14 protein-coding genes are annotated in these 17,283 nt (G+C 68.9%); 4 read left to right on the forward strand and 10 right to left on the reverse strand.

The features are described from left to right. On the reverse strand, positions 1 to 359 hold a 359-nt coding region (locus tag A9O63_RS06850; RefSeq protein WP_069331255.1), incomplete at its 3' end, for a DUF4177 domain-containing protein. Positions 360 to 521: 162 nt separating this feature from the next. Next, on the reverse strand, positions 522 to 2,033 hold the full coding sequence (gatB, locus tag A9O63_RS06855; RefSeq protein WP_069331256.1) for an Asp-tRNA(Asn)/Glu-tRNA(Gln) amidotransferase subunit GatB: 1,512 nt from the start codon (positions 2,031 to 2,033) through the stop codon (positions 522 to 524). Positions 2,034 to 2,201: 168 nt separating this feature from the next. Between gatB and A9O63_RS06860 the strand changes: the two genes are divergently transcribed. After that, positions 2,202 to 2,798, forward strand: a complete 597-nt coding sequence (locus A9O63_RS06860) for a transglycosylase SLT domain-containing protein (RefSeq protein ID WP_069331257.1) — start codon at positions 2,202 to 2,204, stop codon at positions 2,796 to 2,798. Between the two features lie 3 nt (positions 2,799 to 2,801). Here A9O63_RS06860 and A9O63_RS06865 read toward each other — a convergent pair whose 3' ends face one another. From A9O63_RS06865 to A9O63_RS06875, 3 genes are all read right to left on the reverse strand, one after another. Beyond that, the gene (locus A9O63_RS06865; protein ID WP_069331258.1) at positions 2,802 to 3,134 is read right to left on the reverse strand and encodes a DnaJ family domain-containing protein; all 333 of its coding nucleotides are present in this window, start codon (positions 3,132 to 3,134) and stop codon (positions 2,802 to 2,804) included. A 78-nt stretch (positions 3,135 to 3,212) separates the two neighbouring features. Continuing rightward, entirely contained in the window at positions 3,213 to 6,176 is a 2,964-nt protein-coding gene (locus A9O63_RS06870) for a valine--tRNA ligase (protein ID WP_069331259.1), read from the reverse strand. A gap of 142 nt (positions 6,177 to 6,318) precedes the next feature. Further along, positions 6,319 to 6,750, reverse strand: a complete 432-nt coding sequence (locus A9O63_RS06875) for an Lrp/AsnC family transcriptional regulator (RefSeq protein ID WP_069331260.1) — start codon at positions 6,748 to 6,750, stop codon at positions 6,319 to 6,321. A gap of 219 nt (positions 6,751 to 6,969) precedes the next feature. Between A9O63_RS06875 and A9O63_RS06880 the strand changes: the two genes are divergently transcribed. Both A9O63_RS06880 and A9O63_RS06885 read left to right on the forward strand, forming a co-directional pair. Next, on the forward strand, positions 6,970 to 8,115 hold the full coding sequence (locus tag A9O63_RS06880) for a type III PLP-dependent enzyme (RefSeq protein WP_069331261.1): 1,146 nt from the start codon (positions 6,970 to 6,972) through the stop codon (positions 8,113 to 8,115). A 156-nt stretch (positions 8,116 to 8,271) separates the two neighbouring features. Continuing rightward, positions 8,272 to 9,375: a DUF2235 domain-containing protein gene (locus A9O63_RS06885; protein WP_069331262.1), complete on the forward strand. Its 1,104-nt coding sequence runs from the start codon at positions 8,272 to 8,274 to the stop codon at positions 9,373 to 9,375. A 29-nt stretch (positions 9,376 to 9,404) separates the two neighbouring features. Here A9O63_RS06885 and A9O63_RS06890 read toward each other — a convergent pair whose 3' ends face one another. From A9O63_RS06890 to gltX, 3 genes are all read right to left on the reverse strand, one after another. Continuing rightward, the gene (locus tag A9O63_RS06890) at positions 9,405 to 9,881 is read right to left on the reverse strand and encodes a PaaI family thioesterase (protein ID WP_069331263.1); all 477 of its coding nucleotides are present in this window, start codon (positions 9,879 to 9,881) and stop codon (positions 9,405 to 9,407) included. 498 nt (positions 9,882 to 10,379) lie between these two features. Further along, positions 10,380 to 11,666: a citrate synthase gene (gene gltA, locus A9O63_RS06895; RefSeq protein WP_069331264.1), complete on the reverse strand. Its 1,287-nt coding sequence runs from the start codon at positions 11,664 to 11,666 to the stop codon at positions 10,380 to 10,382. Between the two features lie 106 nt (positions 11,667 to 11,772). Then, positions 11,773 to 13,188, reverse strand: a complete 1,416-nt coding sequence (gene gltX / locus A9O63_RS06900; protein ID WP_069331265.1) for a glutamate--tRNA ligase — start codon at positions 13,186 to 13,188, stop codon at positions 11,773 to 11,775. A gap of 133 nt (positions 13,189 to 13,321) precedes the next feature. On the opposite strand from gltX, the gene A9O63_RS06905 reads away from it, so the two are divergent. Beyond that, the gene (locus A9O63_RS06905; protein WP_069331267.1) at positions 13,322 to 15,376 is read left to right on the forward strand and encodes a ComEC/Rec2 family competence protein; all 2,055 of its coding nucleotides are present in this window, start codon (positions 13,322 to 13,324) and stop codon (positions 15,374 to 15,376) included. A 55-nt stretch (positions 15,377 to 15,431) separates the two neighbouring features. Here A9O63_RS06905 and lexA read toward each other — a convergent pair whose 3' ends face one another. Both lexA and A9O63_RS06915 read right to left on the reverse strand, forming a co-directional pair. After that, positions 15,432 to 16,118, reverse strand: a complete 687-nt coding sequence (gene lexA, locus A9O63_RS06910) for a transcriptional repressor LexA (protein WP_069331266.1) — start codon at positions 16,116 to 16,118, stop codon at positions 15,432 to 15,434. 56 nt (positions 16,119 to 16,174) lie between these two features. After that, the coding region (locus tag A9O63_RS06915; protein ID WP_069331268.1) for a molybdopterin molybdotransferase MoeA at positions 16,175 to 17,283 on the reverse strand (1,109 nt) is incomplete at its 5' end.

Raw genomic sequence — 17,283 nt, forward strand, 5'->3', positions numbered from 1 at the left:
CGGCCGTCGCCACCGCGCGGCGTGAGGGTGGCCGCCAGTTCCGACGGACCCGGCGCGCGTTCCGGCCGGAAGAAGGCGGGCAGGTCGGCGGGCAGCTCCTCTCGGGCAGGCAGAGGCGCGGCCTCTTCGACCGCGCGCCGGAAGATCAGAAGGTTCTGATAGGTGGTGGTCTTGCCGGTGAAGCCCACCCGCTCCTCGCAGGGCAGCGTCTCCGCGCGCAGATATTCCCATCCGTCGCGGCCAAGGTCGTTCATCATCTGGGTGAGGGCATGGGCGAACCGGTCGGTGGCCGTCTTGGCCCCCTTCACCTTCTCGCCCTTCCGCGGGGCGGGAACGACCTTGTATTCGAATCGGGGCATGATGAAAATTCTCGCTGACTGCCCCCCGAGTCTAGGGCGCTTCGGGCATCTGCCAAGGGGCAAGACGCGGGGGGCAGTCCGAACGCGCGGCGAACGGCCGAGCCGACCGCCGCCGTGCCGAGAGATCGTCGCCGGAAGGGCAGGGCCCCGTCCGGCTGCGGGTCAGAGCCCCAGCTTCTGGGCCACGATCTGGTTGACGGCGGCCGGATTGGCCTTGCCGCCCGTGGCCTTGATGACCTGACCCACGAACCAGCCGGCGAGCTTGGGGTTCGCCTTGGCCTTCTCGACCTGCGCGGGGTTGGCCGCGATGATCTCGTCGACCGCGGTCTCGATGGCGCCGGTATCGGTCACCTGCTTCATGCCGCGTGCTGCGGCCACCTCGGCCGGATCGCCGCCCTCGGTCCAGAGGATCTCGAACAGGTCCTTGGCCATCTTGCCGGAAATCTCGCCCGACGCGATCAGATCGAGAACTCCGCCCAGCTGCCCGGCCTTCACCGGCGTGTCGGCGATGGTCAGGCCCTGCTTGTTCAGCCGGCCGAAGAGCTCGTTGATGACCCAGTTCGCGGCCTGCTTGCCGTCGCGCCCGCGGGCCACCTCCTCGAAATAGGCGGCCGCCTCGAGTTCGGCCGTCAGCACGTTGGCGTCATAGTCCGTCACGCCATAGTCGGCCATGAAGCGGGCCTTCTTGGCATCGGGCAGCTCGGGCATGGAGGCCGCGATATCGTCCACCCAGCCCTGCTCGATCTCGAGCGGCAGGAGGTCGGGATCGGGGAAGTAGCGGTAATCGTGCGCCTCTTCCTTCGAGCGCATCGAGCGCGTCTCGCCCTTGTCGGGATCGTAGAGGCGGGGTTCCTGCACCACCTTGCCGCCGTCCTCGAGGATGGCGATCTGGCGGCGCGCCTCGTAGTCGATGGCCTGCTGGATGAAGCGCATCGAGTTCATGTTCTTGATCTCGCAGCGGGTGCCCAGATGCGAGAAATCCTGCGTCTCCTGATACTTCTCGTACTGGCCCGGCCGGCAGACCGACACGTTCACGTCGGCGCGGAGGTTGCCGTTCTGCATGTTGCCGTCGCAGGTGCCGAGATAGCGCAGGATCTGGCGGAGCTTCGCCACATAGGCGGCCGCCTCCTCGGGGCCGCGGATGTCGGGGCGGCTCACGATCTCCATCAGCGCGACGCCGGTGCGGTTGAAGTCCACGAAGGAGAGATTCGGGTCCATGTCGTGGATCGACTTGCCCGCATCCTGCTCGAGATGGATGCGCTCGATCCGCACCAGCCGCGCGATGCCCGGGGCCATCTCGACCAGCACCTCGCCCTCGCCCACGATCGGGTGGTAGAGCTGGCTGATCTGGTAGCCCTGCGGCAGGTCGGGATAGAAGTAGTTCTTGCGGTCGAAGGCCGAGACGAGGTTGATCTGCGCCTTCAGGCCGAGCCCGGTGCGGACCGCCTGCGCGACGCAGAACTCGTTGATGACCGGCAGCATTCCCGGCATCGCGCAATCCACGAAGGACACGTTCGAGTTCGGCTCGGCCCCGAAGGTGGTCGAGGCGCCCGAGAAGAGCTTGGCATTCGACGAGACCTGGGCGTGGATCTCCATCCCGATCACCAGTTCCCAGTCGTGCTTGGCCCCGGCGATCACCTTGGGCTTGGGGGCTTCGTAGGTCAGGTCGAGCATGGGTCATCCCTCCGGTCGCGGGCCCGTTCTAGGCAGGGAACCGCCAAAGGGCAAGTCCACCCCGGGCGGAGTCTCGCCGACATCCAATGGATCGGGTTGCCAGAATCCGCCACTCACCGGCACAACCTGCGGGCCGCGACGTAAGGCGGTGCTGAACAAGGTCTTCGCATGAAGCTCCGCATGGTCCTGATCGGTCTGCTGCTCGCCCTGCCCATCTCCTGCGGTGAGGCGCGGCCCACGTCGGATGTCCGCAACTTCCTGCCCGTCATGCGGTGGGATCACCGGCCCGAAGCGAAGATCTGGACCGAGCGGACCCTGCTCGCGGTGGAGCAGCGCGACGACTTCCTGACCGACACGGTGCCGCAGGACATCGCCACCTGGTGCCCCGGCTATCCCGACGCCACGCCGGCAGAACGGCGCGCCTTCTGGACCGGCATCCTCTCGGCGCTGGCCAAGCACGAGAGCACCTGGAACCCGGTCGCCTCGGGCGGGGGCGGGCGCTGGATCGGCCTCACCCAGATCGCACCGCAGACCGCGCAGGCCTACGGCTGCCGGGCGCAGAGCGCGGGCGCGCTGAAGGACGGGGCGCTCAACCTGTCCTGCGCCGTGCGGATCGCGGCGCGCCAAGTCGAGCGGGACGGGCTGGTGGCGGGCAACGGCACCCGCGGCCTCGGGCGCGACTGGGCGCCCTTCCGCAGCGCCTCGAAGCGGGCCGAGATGGCCGCCTGGACCCGCGCCCAGCCCTATTGCAAGGTCAAGAGCTGAGGCTCAGCCGCGCAGGAAGCGGCGCCGCGCCTCTTCGGCCATCGCCTGCCGCATCTCGATCCGCGCCAGTTCCGCCATGGCCGCGCGCCGCGCCTCGGGATCGCTGATCCCCGCCAGCCGTGCGCGCTGTTCCGCGGCCTGCTTCTTCAGGACGATCTCTTCGGGCAGGACGCCTGCTTCTGCCATGATGCGGAAGCCTATCGCTTCGCCGGGGCTGGTGAAGGCCTCCGACGGTCTTTCGGGCAGGGGCCGACCCTCGCCCGACAGTCCCGAGAGCTTGCCCTCGGCCCGGGCCTTCAGCATCCGCCGTTCTGCAATCCGGTCGAGCCAACCCATCGGCGCCTCCCTCGGGGCCAAGATGGGGCTCGGGCCCGCGTCTGGCAAGGGCGGCGCTGCCGCCCCTGCCGGTCCTGCTCAGGCGATCTCGGACAGCCGGGCGAGGGCGGCCGAGAGCTTGGCCCCTTCCTCCTCCCCCTGTTCGAGCCGGGTGCGCGCCTCGTCCACCACCTCTTCCGGGGCCGAGGCCACGAAGTTCGGGTTGCCGAGCCGCCCGCGGAGGCCCGCCATGTCCTTCTCGAGCTTCTCGAGGGTCTTGGCGAGGCGGGCCTTCTCGGCGCCGATGTCGATCACGCCCTCGAGCGGAATGGCGAAGCTGCCGCCCTCGACAGCGATGGTGAGCGCCCCCTTCGGCGCGCTTGCAGCTTCGGTGAAGCCCTCGAGCCGCGCCAGACGCAGGATGAGCGCCTCGTTCCGCGCCAGCGCCTCGCGCCCGGCCGCATCGAGCGCGAGCTGCACGACGGGCAGTTTCAGCCCCGCCGGCACATGGACCTGAGCGCGTGCCGAGCGGATCTCCTCGATGAGCGAGATCACCCAGCTCATCTCGCGATCCGCTGCGGGATCGACCAGTTCGGCGCCGAAGGACGGCCAGTCGGTGTGGACCAGCATCTTCGTCCGGCTGCCCGTGGTGGCCCAGAGGTCTTCCGTGATGAAGGGCATGATCGGGTGGAGCAGGATCATGCACTGGTCGAGCACCCAGCCCATCGTGGCGCGGGTCTCGGCGGCGGCCTCCGTGTCGAAGAGCGGCTTCGAGAATTCGACATACCAGTCGCAGACCTTGCCCCAGACGAAGGCATAGAGGGCATTGGCCGCCGAATCGAACCGGTAGGCCGCCAGCGCCGCATCCACTTCCTCGCGCACGCGCCCCGTCTCGCCGATGATCCAGCGGTTGACCGTGGCGGTCGCGGCGGGCGGGGCGGCCTGCGTGGCGTGCCCCTCCCAGACGCCGTTCATCTCGGCGAAGCGGCAGGCGTTCCAGAGCTTGGTGCCGAAGTTGCGGTAGCCCTGGATGCGCGCCGTCGAGAGCTTGAGGTCGCGCCCCATCGCGGCCATGGCGGTCAGGGTGAAGCGCACGGCATCCGCGCCGAACTCGTCGATCAGCTCCAGCGGGTCGAGCACGTTGCCGAGCGATTTCGACATCTTCTTGCCCTTCTCGTCCCGCACGAGCGCATGGACATAGACGGTCTTGAAGGGCACCTCGTTCACCACGGCGAGCTGCATCATCATCATCCGGGCGACCCAGAAGAAGATGATGTCGAAGCCGGTGATGAGCACGTTGGTCGGGAAGTAGCGGGCGAGCTCGGCCGTCTCCTCGGGCCAGCCCAGCGTGCCGATGGGCCACAGACCCGACGAGAACCAGGTGTCGAGCACGTCCGGGTCGCGCCAGACGGGATAGACGAGATGGGTCGGATCCTCGTTCAGGTTGTAGTCGGCCAGCGCCTGCGCCAGCCGGTCGATGGCCTCGGCGCGGCTCGCCACCTCGATCACGCGCGCATTGTTCAGCGGTTGGGGCAGCGAGGCCAGATCGTCGAGGAACTTCTCGGACACGCCCTCGAAGTCGAAGGCGCAATGATGCGTGGGATCGGCATGGTTGAAGGCGCCGTCCTCGAGCAGCTCGAAGATCTCGACCTCGTCGAGCGTGTCGTCGCCGTCATCCTCGAAGCGGGCAGGCCAGATGTCGAGCCCGTACCAGACCGGGATCTGGTGGCCCCACCAGAGCTGGCGCGAGATGCACCAGGGCTCGATGTTCTCGAGCCAGTGGAAATAGGTCTTGGCGTCGCGCTCGGGCAGGATCTCGGTCCGGCCGGTCCGCACCGCATCGATGGCGGGCTGGACGATCTTGGCCGTGTCCACGAACCACTGGTCGGTCAGCATCGGCTCGATGGCGACCTTCGAGCGGTCGCCGTGCGGCACCATGTGCCGGTCCTGATCGATCCCGTCGAGCCAGCCCTGCTCCTCGGCCAGCGCCACGATGCGCTTGCGGGCCTCGTGGCGGTCGAGCCCGTCGAGGGCCAGCGCCTCGTCCGAGGGCGTGCAGTCCTCGGTGAAGTCCGGGTTCTCGACGAGGAACATGGTAGCGCGCCCGGACATGACGTTGATCGCGCGGAGGCCGGTGCGCTGGCCCACACCCCAGTCGTTGAAATCGTGGGCGGGCGTGATCTTCACCGCGCCGGTGCCCTTGGAGGGATCGGCATAGTCGTCGGCCACGATCGGGATGCGGCGGCCCACCAGCGGCAGGATGGCCTCCTTGCCGATCAGATGGGCGTAGCGCTCGTCCGACGGGTTCACCGCGATGCCGGTGTCGCCCAGCATGGTCTCGGGGCGGGTGGTGGCGACGGTCAGATAGTCGCGCTCTTCCCACTCGGTCGGGCGGCCCTCCTCGTCGAAGGCCACCGGATGACGGTAGGTCGCGCCATCGGCCAGCGGGTAGCGCAGGCGCCACATGTTGCCGTTGACCTCGACCTGCTCCACCTCGAGGTCCGAGATCGCGGTCTCGAAATGCGGGTCCCAGTTCACCAGCCGCTTGCCGCGGTAGATGAAGCCCTTCTCATAGAGGTCCACGAAGACCTTCAGCACCGCGCGCTGGAAGTTCGGGTCCATGGTGAAGGCATTGCGCGACCAGTCGCAGGAGGCGCCGAGCCGCTTCAGCTGGTTGACGATGGTGCCGCCCGACTGTTCCTTCCACTCCCAGACCTTCTCGAGGAAGGCCTCGCGGCCCATCTCGCGGCGGCCCGGCTGGCCGGACTTCGCAAGCTCCCGCTCCACCACCATCTGCGTGGCGATCCCGGCATGGTCCTGGCCCGGCTGCCAGAGCGTGTCGAAGCCGCGCATCCGGTGCCAGCGGGTCAGGATGTCCTGCAACGTGTTGTTGAAGGCGTGCCCCATGTGGAGCGAGCCCGTCACGTTCGGCGGCGGGATCATGATACAGAAGGTCTCGGGACGCGAGGCATTGGCCCCGGCGCGGAAGGCGCCTGCCTTCTCCCAGGCGTCATAGAGCCGGGCCTCGGCCTCGGCGGCGTTGAAGGTCTTGTCCATCGGCATGTCGGGCCTCGCAGTTCGTTGCGCCCGGTCTATCCAAGCCGCAGCCCGAGGCCAAGCCTCATCGCGCCCCGGAAGGGCAGGGGGCTCCGGTGCTGCGGGCGCGGTCGCGCCCTTCGGCACGACCGGGGCCCTCCGCCGGCCGTCAGACGGCGCGGTCGATCCGGGTCGAGAGATGGATGAGGCTTTCCGAGCTGCGCACCCCGGTCAGGGCGCCCACCTCGTCGAGCACCTGATCCAGCACCTGCGTCGAAGGGGCCGCGATCTGCAGCAGCAGGTCGAACCGGCCCGAGGTGGTGAAGACCCGTTCGACCTCGGCAATGGCCTTCAGCCGGGTGAGGATCGCCGCCTGCGTCCGCGGCTCGATCGTGAGCAGGACCGAGGCCCGGAGCCGCCCCTGCCGCGCCTGCTCGCCGAGCTTGAGCGTATAGCCCGCGATCACGCCCGAGGTCTCCAGCCGCTCGAGCCGGGCCTGAATCGTGGAGCGCGCCACCTTCAACCGGCGCGAGAGCGTCGCCACCGAGGTGCGCGCATCCGCCCCGAGGATGCCGAGAATGTTGCGGTCGAGCTCGTCCATGCATTATGCCTGAAGTTTTCGTCATTATGACTACAGATCGCGGCAAATCAACACTTTTGATCGGTGGAATTGTGCCCCATTTGAGGCATCCTTCTTTGCAGGAAAAGGGCGGCTCATACGCACCTGGCCTGGTTTGTCGAAACCGCGCAGGTGCCTCCCAACTTCCCCCCATGTAACGCGGGCAGAGGGCTTGCGTCTTGTTGGCCGAAAGGAACGCCGATGGGACTCTCGAAGACGATCTGGACAAACCCCGCCGAATATCTCCGTGCGCTCTCTCCCGAGGCGCCGGTGCTGTTCTTCTCGCCGTCGACCCTGCAGGCGACGGCGCGGCGCTTCATCGACGGCTTTCCGGGCATGGTGACCTATGCGGTCAAGTCCAACCCGGAAGAGGTGGTGATCGAGAACCTCGCCGCCGCCGGGATCCGCGGCTATGACGTGGCCTCGCCCTACGAGATCCGCATGATCCGCCGGATCGCGCCGGATGCGGCGCTGCACTACAACAACCCCGTGCGCTCGCGCTCCGAGATCGGCGTGGGCGTCGAGATGGGCGTGAAGAGCTGGTCGGTCGACTCGGCCTCCGAGCTCGCCAAGCTCATCGAGCTCGTGCCCGCCGAAGGCTGCGAGATCGCGGTGCGCTTCAAGCTGCCGGTCTCGGGCGCGGCCTACAACTTCGGTGCCAAGTTCGGCGCGACGGTCGAGCTTGCGGTCGAGCTGCTGCGCCGGGTGGCCGAGGCGGGCTTCATCCCGTCGATGACCTTCCATCCGGGCACGCAATGCACCGACCCGGCAGCCTGGGAAACCTACATCCGCACCGCCTCCGAGATCGCGCGCGACGCCGGCGTGACCATCGCGCGCCTGAACGTGGGCGGGGGCTTCCCCTCGCACCGGCTGAACGGGGTCGAGCCCGAGCTCGAGGCCATCTTCCACCTGATCGACCGGGTGACGGACGAGGCCTTCGGGGCCGACCGTCCGCTCCTCGTCTGCGAACCGGGCCGCGGCATCTGCGCCGATGCCTTCACGCTGGCCGCCCGCATCAAGGCGGTGCGCGACGACGCCCATGTGTTCCTCAACGACGGCGTCTACGGCTCGCTGACCGAGCTGCCGCTGATCGGTGTGATCGACCGCGTGGCGGTGCTGACCCCCGAAGGCCGCCGGCGCGACGGCGAGACGCGCGACCGCATCATCTTCGGGCCGACCTGCGACTCGGTGGACCGTCTTCCGGGCGAGCTGCCGCTTGCCGCGGATGTGGAGGAAGGCGACTTTCTGGTGTTCCAGGGCATGGGTGCCTACTCCGCCGCCACCAACACCCGCTTCAACGGCTTCGGCGAACTGAGTATGGCCACCGTCCTCTCGCTCAAATTGTAAATCATTCACCTGTCGGTGATATTTTAGAGCCCGGCCGGAACCTCCCGGTCGGGTTTCTTATTCATCCTCCATGTAACAGTGGATGGGCACCATGTTGACGCTCGGCCGGTGGAACCAGTGCAAGCGAAAGGGGACGGTCGGGCCGGAGGGTCGGGCATGTCGCTGATCAAGAGCCTCCGCCACTGGCTGCGACGCCATCCCACCGTCGCCACCGAGCCCGCAACGCCGCCCGCGCGCGGCGCCCATCGCGGCCGGGTCGATCATGTCATCCTCTTCGATGGAACCTGCTCCTCGCTCGAGGCGGGGCACGAAACCAACGTCGGGCTGATCTTCAAGCTGCTGCGCGAAGAGCGGCGCTCGGTGCAGCGCACGATCTATTACGAGCCGGGCCTGCAATGGGGCGGCTGGCTGCGCATCGGGGATCTCGTGCAGGGCAAGGGGCTCAACCGCCAGATCCGGCGGGCCTACGGCTATCTCGCCTCGCACTACCAGCCGGGCGACCGGATCTTCCTCTTCGGCTATTCGCGCGGAGCCTATGCGGCGCGCTCGCTCGCCGGCGTGATCGACCGGGTGGGGCTGCTCCGCCGCGAGGAGGCGACCGAGCGCAACGTCCGTCTCGCCTGGCGCCATTACGAACAGGGCAGCATCCGGCCTCATGCCCGCGCCTTCTCGCGCCGCCACTGCCATGCGCGGGTCGAGATCGAGATGGTGGGCATCTTCGACACCGTGAAGGCGCTGGGGCTGCGGCTGCCGCTGCTCTGGCGGCTGAGCGAGGACCGCCACGCCTTCCACAGCCACAAGCTCGGCCGCACGGTGCGCCACGGTTTCCACGCGCTGGCGCTGGACGAGACCCGCACCGTGTTCGAGCCGGTGCTCTGGGATTATCCCTACCACGGCCAGATCGTCGAACAGGCCTGGTTCCGGGGCGGGCATGGCGATATCGGCGGCCAGCTCGCGGGCGGGCGGCACGGCTCGCGGCTCCTGTCGAACATCCCGCTGGTCTGGATGCTGGAGCGCGCGACCCATTGCGGGCTGCAACTGCCCGAGGGCTGGCGCGCGCGCCACCCCTGCGACGTCACCGCGCCCATGACCAGCATGTATGCGGGCTGGGGCAAGATCTTCCTCTCGCGCCAGCGCCGCCCGACCCTGCGCTGCCCCACGGAATATATCCACCCGACCGCGCTCCGGCCCGAACCGCGGCGGCGCAGATGGCGGCTGCGCTGGGGTAGCGCGCCCGAGGGCGAGCCCACGCAGGGCTGAGGCGCCGCTGGCCGCGGGGCGGGCGGGCCTCAGCCCAGAAGCAGGCAGGTCGTGCTGCCGGTGGCATAGAGCCGGTCGTCCTCGGCATCGCGGATCTCGCCATGGGCCACGGCGGTGGTGCGGCCGGCATGATCCGAGATTCCGACGGCGAGGATGTCGCGCCCGACCGGCAGGGCGCGGGTGATGTTCACCTTGAACTCGAGCGTGGTCCAGCGGCGGCCCTTCGGCACCCCCGTCATCACCGCACAGCCCATGGCGCTGTCGAGGATCGTCCCGTACCAGCCACCGTGGACGCCGCCGAAGGCGTTGGTATGGGCGAAGGACGGCACGCCCCGCCAGACCACCCGCCCCGGTTCGACGCTGACCAGCCGGTAGCCCATGATGCGGCCGATAGTGGGTTCGGGAACACGGCCCTCCAGCATGGCCTGCATGTAGTCCATCCCCGACATGCCAGCGACCGTGGCGGCAGCCGGGAAATCCTCGGGACATTCGGCGAAAAGCGGCATGGAAGATCCTCCTTCGGCCCTGTCTGGCAGGCGAGGGCAGAGAGGTCGAGATCCCCGCCGCGCCCGTCCTGTCCTGCGTGAAATGACGCAGCGTCATCCGCCGGAGCCCATGCGCTTCGCAAGAGGGGGCGGCGAGCGGGAGACGGCCGTGCCGCGCCCCCCGAAGCCCTTGCGCTTCATGACGGGCGGCGCCGCAGCGGCAAACGGGAGAAGGCGCTGCGGTGCCCGTGGGCCATTTGCGCTTCGTGAGGGGCAGTGCCGGAGCAGCGAGCGGGAGACTGCGGTGCCGTGCCCGTTGGCAATTTGCGCTTCGTGAGGGGCAGCGCCGGAGCGGAAAGCGGGAGAAGGGCGCGGCGCTCGCCGGCCGGGTAAGGCGCCAACCCTTCCAGGGTCCGCCCGCCGCCGGTCCAAATTTGAGGGCCGGGGCGCCGTCGCCCGTCCCCGAATGCAAACGGCGGCCCCGAGGGGCCGCCGTCCGCAAGTTTCGTGCCGCGCCTCTCAGCGGTGGCGCAGGTCGACGTAGTCGCGACGGGTCTCGCCCTTGTAGAGCTGCCGCGGGCGGCCGATCTTCTGCGTGGGATCGCCGATCATTTCCTTCCACTGCGAGATCCAGCCCACGGTCCGCGAGATCGCGAAGATCGGGGTGAACATCGAGGTGGGGAAGCCCATCGCATCGAGGATGATGCCCGAGTAGAAGTCCACGTTCGGATAGAGCTTCTTCGAGACGAAGTAATCGTCCTCGAGCGCGATCCGCTCCAGTTCCTTGGCGACCTGCAGCGTCGGGTTGTTCTCGATGCCGAGCAGGCCCAGCACCTCGTCCGCGCTTTCCTTCATGACCTTCGCCCGCGGGTCGAAGTTCTTGTAGACGCGGTGGCCGAAGCCCATCAGGCGGAACGGATCGTCCTTGTCCTTGGCGCGCCGGATATATTCCGGGATCCGGTCCACGGTGCCGATCTCGCGCAGCATCTCGAGGCAGGCCTGGTTGGCGCCGCCATGGGCGGGGCCCCAGAGGCAGGCGATCCCGGCCGCGATGCAGGCGAAGGGGTTGGCCCCCGACGAGCCCGCCAGACGCACGGTCGAGGTCGAGGCATTCTGCTCGTGGTCGGCGTGCAGCATCATGATCCGGTCCATCGCCTTGGCGAGGACGGGGTTCACCGTATAGGGCTCGGCCGGCACGGCGAAGCACATGTGCAGGAAGTTGCCCGCGTAATCGAGATGGTTCTGCGGGTAGTTGAAGGGCTGGCCGATCGAATATTTGTAGGCCATCGCCGCGATTGTCGGCAGCTTGGCGATCATCCGGATCGCCGCGACCTCACGCTGCCACGGATCGTTGATGTCGAGCGAGTCGTGGTAGAAGGCCGACATGGCGCCGACCACGCCCACCATCGTCGCCATCGGGTGGCTGTCGCGGCGGAACCCCCGGAAGAAGTAATGGATCTGCTCGTGCAGCATCGTGTGCCGCGTGATCCGATATTCGAAATCGGCCTGCTGCGCCGCGTTCGGCAGTTCACCGTAGAGCAGGAGGTAGCAGACCTCGAGATAGTGCGACCGGTCGGCCAGCTGCTCGATCGGGTAGCCGCGGTAGAAGAGCTCGCCCTTGTCGCCGTCGATGTAGGTGATGGTGCTTTCGCAGGCGGCCGTCGAGGTGAAGCCCGGGTCGTAGGTGAAAACATCGGCTTCCGCGTAGAGCTTGCGGATGTCGACCACGTCCGGCCCCAGGGTGGGCGAGTGGATCGGCAGGGCGATGACCTTCTCGCCGATCGTGAGCTTTGCGGATTTCGTCATGCTACTCCCTCTCTCGTTCGGGCCGGCTCCGCACGGGATGGCGCGGGGCCGATAGGTTCCGGTTCCGCGACGGACCGGGGCTCGGACAGAAGGAGAGGGCGGCGGCTCAGGCCGCCGCGGCATCCTCCAGCCGCGCAATCGTCTCGTCCCGACCGATGACAAGCATCATGTCGTAGACGCTGGGCGTCACCGTGCGCCCGGCAAGGGCTGTGCGCAAGGGGGCGGCCAGTTTCCCGAAGCCCATTCCCTTCTCGCCCGCAAAGGCGGTGAGGATGGCCTCGAGATCCTGCTTCGACCAGCTAGCAGCTTGCAGCATCGGCGTCAATTCGCGCAGTATACCACGGGATACCGGATCGAGCGATTTTGCCGCGGCGTCATCCGCCGAGATCGGTCGCGACTCGAGCGCGAAGCGAGCCTTTTCAAGCAGTTCCGGGAAGGTCTTGGCGCGGTCCTTCAGAGCGTAGAGCCCTTTCTCCAGCCGCTCGGCCTGCAGATCGGTGAGGGCGGGTTTCCGCGCTGCAGCGAGATATGCCGCAATTTCGCGCATCAGCTCGGCATCCTCCATGACGGCGATGTGCTGACCGCAGACACTTTCGAGCTTCTTGAAATCGAGTCGCGCGGGCGAGCGGCCGATTCCATCGAGATCGAACCAGCCCATCGCCTGCTCGGAGGTGAAGAACTCGTCGTCTCCGTGCGACCAGCCGAGCCGCGCGAGATAGTTGCGCATGCCCGCGGCGGGATAACCCATCGCCTGATATTCCTCGACCCCGAGCGCGCCGTGGCGCTTCGAGAGCTTCTTGCCGTCCGGTCCGTGGATCAGCGGGATATGGGCCCAGACCGGCACCTCCCAGCCCATCGCCTCATAGACCATCGTCTGGCGCGCGGCATTGTTCAGGTGATCGTCGCCCCGGATCACATGGGTCACGCCCATGTCGTGATCGTCCACCACCACCGCCAGCATGTAGGTGGGCGTGCCGTCCGAGCGCAGCACCACCATGTCGTCGAGCGTCTCGTTCTGGAAGCGCACCGTGCCCTGCACCTCGTCCTCGATCACCGTCTCGCCGCTCCGCGGCGCCTTCATGCGGATCACGAAGGGCGCATCGGGATGGCTCGCGGGATCGGCGTCCCGCCAAGGGCTGCGGAAGAGCGTCGAGCGGCCCTCGGCGCGGGCGGCCTCGCGGAAGCCCTCGATCTCCTCCTGCGTCGAGAAGCATTTGTAGGCCGCGCCGCGCTCCAGCATTTCGCGCGCCACCTCGGCATGACGGTCCTTGCGGGCGAACTGGCTCACCACCTCGCCGTCCCAGTCGAGGCCGAGCCAGGTCAGCCCGCGCAGGATCGCGTCGGTGGCCTCGGGCGTCGACCGCTCGCGGTCGGTGTCCTCGATGCGCAGGAGGAACGTGCCCTGGCGGCCGCGGGCATAGAGCCAGTTGAAGAGAGCGGTCCGCCCGCCGCCGATATGCAGATAGCCGGTCGGCGAGGGGGCGAAACGGGTGACGACGGGCTTGTCGGACGCGGCGGACATGGGCGGATTAACCTTTCTGAAACCATCAGGTGCTCAGGATCGCGCCTGTCTAGGCAATCGCGGATCGGGAAACAAGGTGCGGGCGCTCGACCCTCAGGCCATCCCCGGAGATCCGGAGGCCCCCGCCGTGCCGGTGGCGGCCTTCGCCTTCCGCGCCCTGTGGCGGCCGTTCGAGGCACTGGCCGCCGCCCGCGGCTTCCTTTTTCCCTTCGTGCCGGTGTTCCTCGGGGCAGGCATCGGGCTCTGGTTCGCGCCTCTCTTTGAACCGGGCTGGCCCGCCTATGGCGCGGCTCTGTCCGCCCTCGCGCTCTGGGCGCTGGTCCGCTGGCGGGGGCCCGAGCTTCTGCAGCCGCCTGCCTCGGCGCTGGCCTGCCTCGGCGCGGGATTTCTGGCCGCCGGCCTGCGGGCGGCGCTGGTTGCGGCGCCGATCCTCGGCTTTCACTATTACGGCCCGATCGAAGGGCGGGTCGCAGCGATCGACCGCTCGCAGAGTGACGCGCTGCGCCTCACGCTGGACCGTGTCGTGCTGGAGCGGACCGACCCTCGCCGCACGCCCGAGCGGGTGCGGATCACGATCCATGGCGAGCAGCCGATGGAGCCTGCCCCGGGCATGACCGTGGCGCTCACAGGGCATCTCGATCCGCCGCTGCCCCCGGCCGAGCCGGGCGGGTTCGACTTTCGCCGCATGGCCTATTTCGACCGTCTGGGCGGGGTCGGCTATACCCGCACGCCGGTCGTGCTGCTCGAGCCCGCCCATGCCGGTGACAGTCCGGTGAACCGTCTGCGCACCGCGATCCGGGCCGGGGTGCAGGCGCGCTTCCCCGGCGAGGCGGGCGCCTTCACGGCGGCCGTGCTGACGGGCGACGAGGCGGGCATCAGCGCGGCCACCATGGAGGATCTGCGCCGCTCGGGCCTCGCCCATATCCTCGCCATCTCGGGGCTGAACATGAGCCTGCTTGCGGGCTTCATCTTCGGCCTCGTCCGCCACGGGCTTGCGCTGGTGCCCCCGCTCGCGCTGCGGCTGCCCACCAAGAAGATCGCGGCCGTCGCGGCCTTCCTCGGCACCGGCTTCTATCTCCTGATGTCGGGCGGCAATGTCCCTGCGCTGCGCTCCTTCGTGATGATCGCGGTGATGCTGGCCGCGGTCCTCGCCGACCGCCGCGCGCTCTCGATGCGCAGCTTCGCGCTCTCGGCCATCATCATCCTGCTGTGGCAGCCCGAGACCCTGCTCGAGGCCGGCTTCCAGATGTCCTTCGCCGCGACGGCGGCCCTGATCTGGGGCTTCAACGCGCTGCGCGAGCGGGTCCATCCGAGAAGCCTCTCGCGCTGGGTGGCGCCCTTCTTCATGCTCGTCGTGGCCTCGCTCATCGGCGGGATCTCGACCGGTCCCTTTGCGGCGGCCCATTTCAACCGGATCGCGGTCTACGGGCTTCTGGGCAACCTGATGGCCGTCCCGGTGATGGAGCTTCTGGTGATGCCCGCGGCAGGGGTGGCGGCGCTCCTCGCACCGCTCGGGGCGGCCGTGCCGCCGCTCTGGGTGATGGAGCAGGGTGCGCGCTGGATCCTGTGGGTCGCGCACTGGGTTGCCGCCCTGCCGGGGGCCGTGCGGGCGGTGGTTTCGCCCGGGCCCTGGGTGCTGCCGCTCCTCGCACTCGGCGCGCTCTGGCTCATGCTCTGGCGGGGGAGGGCGCGGCTGGCCGGCCTCGCGGGGATGGCTGTGGCCTTCCTGCTCTGGTCGGCCGCCGATCGTCCGCCGCTCTTCGTGGCGGCCGACGGTGCGCTCGTGGGTCTGATGGGGCCGGACGGGAGGGCTCTCTCCGATGCGCGCGGCGGCGGCTTCGCGGCGAGGAGCTGGCTCGAGAACGACGGCGATCTGGCGGATCAGGCCGCCGCCGCGGCGCGCCCGGGCTTCGAGGGCCCGCGCGAGGCGCGCCGCTTCCAGCTGGGTGGCATCCCGGGCGTGGCCCTGAAGGGCAAGGGGGCGGCAGAGCGTTTGCCCGAAGCCTGTGCCTCGGCGCGGCTCGTGATCCTCGCCGCACCCTACAAGGGGCCGGCGCCGGGGCCCTGCCTCCTCATAGACCGGACGTCGCTGGCGCGCACGGGGGCGCTCGCCATCCGGGAGGAGGCCGGAGACCTCCGCCTGCAGCCAGCCCGCATCGGGCACCGCCTCTGGAGCGGACGTCCCTGAGCCACCCTTCCCGTCGGAACGGGCGACGGGACTCGCAGCGCCTCAGTTCCGGGCGTCAGTAGCTGCGGATCAGCCCGACGAGCCGGCCCTGCACCTTCACCATCTGCTCGGGGTAGACCTGCGTCTCGTAGGAGTCGTTGGCGGGCTCGAGCGCGATCATGCCGCCGCGGCGGCGGTAGCGTTTGAGCGTGGCCTCGTGATCGGCCACCAGCGCCACCACGATGTCGCCATTGTCGGCCGTCTGCTGCTCGCGGATCACCACGATATCGCCATCGTTTATGCCGGCGGCGATCATCGAATCCCCCTTCACCTCCAGCGCATAATGCTGGCCGCGGCCCGAGAGCATCATGCCGGGCACGGTGACCGACTGTGCGCCGCCGTTGATGGCCTCGATCGGCAGACCGGCCGCGATCCGGCCCATGAGCGGCAGATCGAGTGCGCCGGCGGTCTCGACCGTCACGGCGCCCTTCGGCAGCGGGGCCGCCGCAGCCTTGGCTGCCCGGGCACTGAAGCCGGCCCGTTCCATCGCCTCGGGCAGTTTCACGATCTCGATCGCGCGGGCGCGGTGCGCCAGCCTGCGGATGAACCCCCGCTCCTCGAGCGCGGTGATCAGCCGGTGAATGCCCGATTTCGAGCGGAGGTCGAGCGCGTCCTTCATCTCGTCGAACGAGGGCGGCACCCCGTCACGATCCATCCGCGTCTTGATGAAATCAAGCAGTTCCATCTGCTTACGCGTCAACACACCGGCACCCTCCGTCTTTGGTTCACCGCCTGTTCTGCCCGCGTTCCCTCTTTGTGTCAAGAGTTCAATGAGATATAATCCACCAGATCTCCGGGCGCGCGCGGACCGTCGTCCGCCGGGCGCACCAGAAGCGCGTCCGCCTCGGCCAGCAGGCGCAGAAGCGCGCTGTCCTGCGAGGAGAAGGGCTCGATCCGGGGCAGCCCGTCCTGCCGGGTGAGGCGCGCCCGCATGTAGTGGGCGCGGGTGGGATTGGCCGGCAGCGCCACCGAAAGCTCGGCGCGCAGAAGCGGCGCGGGGGCGGGCGGCAGCCCGAGCATCGCCCGCAGCATCGGCAGCAGGAAGAGATGGGCACAGACGATCGAGGAGACCGGATTGCCCGGCAGCCCCAGCATCGGCACTCCGCGCAGGCGGCCCGCCATCAGCGGCTTGCCCGGACGCATCGCGATCTTGTAGAAGGCCCGCTCGAGGCCCATCCCGGCCGCGACCTTGCCCACCAGATCGTGATCCCCAACCGAGGCGCCGCCGATCGTCACGATCAGGTCGGCATCGGAGGCCAGATCCAGCACGGTGCGCAGCTCGTCCTCGGTGTCGCGCGCGATGGGCAGAAGCCGCGCCTCGGCCCCTTCGGCCTCGACCAGCGCCTTCAGCGCGAAGCTGTTCGAGGCCACGATCTGATCCGGCCGCGGCACCTCGCCCGGCATCACGAGTTCGTCGCCGGTGGCAATCAGCGCGACCGAGGGGCGTCGCGTGACCGTCACTTCGGGAATGTTCATCGCGGCCAGGAGCGCCAGATCGTTCGGCCGGAGACGCCGCGGCGAAAGGCTGTCGCCGGTGCGGAAGTCCTGTCCCCGGGGCCTTATGTGCGTGCCGCCCGTGGCGGCCGCGTTCAGACGGATCGTGCCGCCCTCGGCCGTCACATCCTCCTGCAGCACGACGCGCGTGGCGCCTTCGGGCACCGGCGCGCCGGTGAAGATGCGCACGGCCTCGCCGGGGCCGAGCGTCCCCGCATAGACGTGGCCTGCCGCGGCCTCGCCCACCACGGGGAAGGTGGCGCCCGCGGGGGGATCGCCGATCAGCGCATAGCCGTCCATCGCCGAGGCGTCGAAGGGCGGCTGGTCGCGGGTCGCCAGCGCCGGGCGGGCCATCACCCGCCCGCGGGCCTCGC

The organism is Cereibacter johrii, assembly GCF_001720585.1.
GTDB classification, from domain to species: domain Bacteria; phylum Pseudomonadota; class Alphaproteobacteria; order Rhodobacterales; family Rhodobacteraceae; genus Cereibacter_A; species Cereibacter_A johrii.

Bases quoted from the DNA above. Each gene is read 5' to 3' on its own strand.
- gatB (WP_069331256.1), bottom strand. From the start codon at position 2,033: ATGCTCGACCTGACCTACGAAGCCCCCAAGCCCAAGGTGATCGCCGGG.
- A9O63_RS06860 (WP_069331257.1), top strand. From the start codon at position 2,202: ATGAAGCTCCGCATGGTCCTGATCGGTCTGCTGCTCGCCCTGCCCATC.
- A9O63_RS06865 (WP_069331258.1), bottom strand. From the start codon at position 3,134: ATGGGTTGGCTCGACCGGATTGCAGAACGGCGGATGCTGAAGGCCCGG.
- A9O63_RS06870 (WP_069331259.1), bottom strand. From the start codon at position 6,176: ATGCCGATGGACAAGACCTTCAACGCCGCCGAGGCCGAGGCCCGGCTC.
- A9O63_RS06875 (WP_069331260.1), bottom strand. From the start codon at position 6,750: ATGGACGAGCTCGACCGCAACATTCTCGGCATCCTCGGGGCGGATGCG.
- A9O63_RS06880 (WP_069331261.1), top strand. From the start codon at position 6,970: ATGGGACTCTCGAAGACGATCTGGACAAACCCCGCCGAATATCTCCGT.
- A9O63_RS06885 (WP_069331262.1), top strand. From the start codon at position 8,272: ATGTCGCTGATCAAGAGCCTCCGCCACTGGCTGCGACGCCATCCCACC.
- A9O63_RS06890 (WP_069331263.1), bottom strand. From the start codon at position 9,881: ATGCCGCTTTTCGCCGAATGTCCCGAGGATTTCCCGGCTGCCGCCACG.
- gltA (WP_069331264.1), bottom strand. From the start codon at position 11,666: ATGACGAAATCCGCAAAGCTCACGATCGGCGAGAAGGTCATCGCCCTG.
- gltX (WP_069331265.1), bottom strand. From the start codon at position 13,188: ATGTCCGCCGCGTCCGACAAGCCCGTCGTCACCCGTTTCGCCCCCTCG.